Annotated in this window: 3 protein-coding genes; all 3 read right to left on the reverse strand. The window is 73.5% G+C overall.

Features of this window, described 5'->3' with window-relative positions:
* Positions 1-1127, reverse strand: a 1127-nt coding sequence (locus K7G60_RS38420; RefSeq protein WP_225805602.1) for a PAS domain-containing protein, incomplete at its 3' end; no start/stop codon positions are given.
* Entirely contained in the window at positions 1124-1984 is an 861-nt protein-coding gene (locus K7G60_RS38425; protein WP_225805603.1) for a hypothetical protein, read from the reverse strand. The genes K7G60_RS38425 and K7G60_RS38420, both read right to left, overlap by 4 nt.
* Positions 1985-2587: 603 nt before the next feature.
* Positions 2588-2836 carry a hypothetical protein gene (locus K7G60_RS38430; protein ID WP_225805604.1) on the reverse strand — a complete coding sequence of 83 codons (249 nt, stop codon included), beginning with the start codon at positions 2834-2836 and terminating at the stop codon, positions 2588-2590.
* Positions 2837-3423: the final 587 nt, after the last annotated feature.

Here is a 3423-nt window from a genome sequence, read left to right on the forward strand (position 1 = left end):
TGGGCGTCCAGATGGGCCAGCAGGAACGGCCGGCGGCCGGCGACGGCTTGGGTGTAGGGGGCGGCGACGGGGAAGGCGAGGGTGCGGCCGAGCGGGGCGAGGACGTCGGTGACCGGGGAGCCGGTCAGCGGGGCTTTGCCCAGGCGGCGCAGCTGCACACCTCCGGCGAGCCCCATGTCGGGGTCGTCCCCGCGGGCGAGGGAGTCCAGGACGTCGACGGTGACGGCATCGGCCAGTTCCGGTACGGCGAGGTCGGCGAGTTCCTGCGCTGTGCGTTCCAACTCCAGGCTGGAGCCGATCCGGATGGACGCTTCGCTGAGCAGGGCCAGGCGGCGCCGTCCCGCCTCGGCCTCGGTGTGGGCGCGGCTCTGGTCGGTGATGTCCAGCAGGGAGGCGATCACCCCGATCGGGCGGCCTGCGGGGTCCTCGACCCGGACGTAGGAGCATGACCACACCCGGTCCTGTTCCGGATCGGCCGGGGTGCGCCCGATCCGGCGCCGGTCCAGCAGGGGGTGCCCGTCCTCGAGGACGTGCCGCATCGCCTTTTCCATGTCGTGGGCGTTGACCTCGGGCAGCAGCTGGGAGAGCCGCTTGCCGGTGTGGGCGGACTCGGACAGGCCGTTCATCTTCTCCAGCGCCGGGTTGACCCGAAGGAAGCGCAGTTGCGTGTCCAGGAGGGCGATGCCGACCGGCGAGCGGGCGAACAGCCCGTCCCACACGGCCGAGGAACCGCGGATGCGGCGCGCGGCATGGGCGTCGGCGGCGAAGAGCATGACGGCGGAGGTGTCGTCGTGGCGGTCGGGAACCGGGCTGGCCCAGATCTCCAGCTCGACCGGGTGTCCGTCGGCGTGCCAGGCGGTGACCGTGCCCATCACCCCCCGTCCGGTGGCCGCCGCCTCCCACAGCGACCGGCCGAGGCTGCGGTCCACGCCGGGATGGAGCAGTTCGGCGATGTGCCGGCCCACCACCTGATGCGGGGTGTGGCCCAGCAGCTCCTGCGCCGCCCGGTTCCACCGCACGACCGTTCCGTCGGCGCTGGTGGACACCTGAGCCACCGGCAGCGCGCCCAGCCATCCGCCGGCGCTCTGCGCGGCGCTGCTTATCAGCTCCTCCACGGGCTCGCTCATCGGCCGTCCCCTCCCGCCCGGGCGGCCGGTCCGCAGGCCGGCAGGTCGTAGGGGCAGACGCACCGGTGGAACGAGGTGGCGTGCGAGGTCCCCGGTCCGCACCCGCCCATCCGCTCCACCGGTACCTGCCGCGGTTCCTCCAGGTCGTAGCCGTCCGCATCCAGGAGCGCGGAGAAGGCGACCGGCTCCACCGGACCGTGGGCATCGAGTTCGCGTCGGGTGCGAGGGACAGGACCGAGCCGGCGGAACCTCCCTGCGCGGTAGGCGCTGGGGTGGAGGCCGGTGATGTCGCCGTTCTGGAGCCGGCCGACGCCGAAAGCTCCCCGCAGCCCGGCCGGGGCACGGAAGACGGGGCGGAAGTCGCTCGCGCGGACCAGGGCGATCGGCACCAGGGTCTGGTCGAAGACCGGAGTCGGTGGCCCCGCGTGCGGGTCGTCGGTGGTGGAGTCCCCTTCCCCGATGATCGGCCGATTGGCGACGTGATCGATGTTGTCGCCGGTCAGGGGCGGGGTGATCGCGGAAAGGATGCTGTGGACGTTGCGGTCGGACAGGTCGTGGCAGAGGGAGACCACCGCGTGCTCGACGAAGATCGTCAGCGACTTGGCCGCGAGGCAGGCGTTGCGCTCCTCGAAGCGCCGGCGGTCCTCGGCCGTGAGCACCGGGCTCTCCGGTCCGGCGGCACTGCCGTGGACGGAGTGGATCCCGGCGATGCCCTGCGCGTCGCTGAACAGCGGCTGGTCCCGCCCGACGTACGGGCGGAGGCCGGTGAACCCTTGAGACAGCGGGGTGTCGTAGACGGTGGTGATCATCCCGTCGACGGTCGCCTGTCGCAGCAGCTGGACCTCCTCGGCCGGCACGGCGTCACCCAGCCGTGGGGAAACCGCCAGGTCGGATCGAGCGGCCGCATCCCGTGCGACGGCGATCTCCGGCGCCGGCCGCGGCCCCGCAGGCTCCACGGCGCCGGCCCGCCGGCCGGCATGGGCGTTGGACCACCGCAGCTCGTGAAGGTCCCGGGCCGTCGCGCCGGCGACGGCCGGAAGATCCGCCCCCGCCGTGTCCCGGTGGCAGGCGTACGGACGGGGCAGCCCCCCACAGAACTGCTCCAGCAGCTCCTCCCGGCCAGGAAGCGCCAGGCACCGGCGCGACAGGCCGCTGCCCACGAACAAGAACGGCGCCGCGGTCAGCTCCTGAAGCCGCCCGGCCAGAGCGGCCTCCAGCCCCGCTTCCACAACCCCAGCATCCCCCCGGCCGCCCGGGCACGCCTCCTGGTCCAGCCTCACGCACCCGCCCCGCGAGCGCGTCGATGGCGGGCAGGGGCGGGCCCGGCCCACCCGAGGCTCGGGCCGCCGCCGGGGAAACGAGACGGCTCCGGAACGGAGCCGCAGAACGGCTCCGACGCGCCTCCATCCGAAAACCGGGCGGTCCGGCTGCCTCCTCCAGGCGCCGGCGCTGAAAACACGTCACTGCGATCCGCCGACGGCCGGCGAACCCCACCAGGTGATCAGCGTGCCGCAGGCCCGTTGTCCGCGCATGGGCACCGGCCTCGCGGCCGAGAGCGCCCCCTCGCAGCCCGTGGCGTTCAAGGTCATCAACGCCGCCCGGCGGACGACGAGCGCTTCACCCACCACTTCCGGCACGAGGTGACTGGCGCACGAGGCGTCCGCCCGTTCCGCACCGCGCCGGCCATCGACGCCCAGCTCGACCAGCACTTCCTGTTCATTGTCACCGAGTGCATCGACGGACCGACCCTGCCGGAGCCGGTGTCACGGGTGGGTCCGCTGCGTGGCGGTGCCCCGGAGCGGTCGGCATCCCGCCGTTCCAGGGTGAGGACGTCCTCGCCTTCCACAACCGGGCGCTGGACAAGGATCCTGCCCGTCGGGGCTTGCTCAGGGGGACGGTGGCACAGGTGTGGGGGCCCGCGGGTCGGGGCGGGCCCCCACACCTTGCCGGGTCTATGCCGTGGAGCACGGGAGCGGGAGGGCCAGGCGGCAGTGGATCAGGGTTCTGCGAGGTGTGGGTCGGGAGGGCTGGGCGGGGCGGGGGTGCCGTGCTTCCCGGGGTCCTCCGTACGCAAGGAGGACGGCCGTGAGCATCGGGCCGCAGGTCAGGAGTACGAACGTCATGACGTGACCGCTGCCGTCGGTGAGCCGGCCCGGTGCGGCTGCTGTCCTGTGGTGGCGGACGCGTTCAGAAGGCGCTGAACGGCCCGGGAGCGGTTCGCGAGTCTGAGGCGGCGTCCGTGCCGGGGCCACCAGCGGAGAAGGGCGAGGAAGCCGGAGTCGCAGAAGGCGACCCG

Origin of the sequence: Streptomyces sp. NK15101 (genome assembly GCF_020400725.1) — a bacterium.
Classification (GTDB): domain Bacteria; phylum Actinomycetota; class Actinomycetes; order Streptomycetales; family Streptomycetaceae; genus Streptomyces.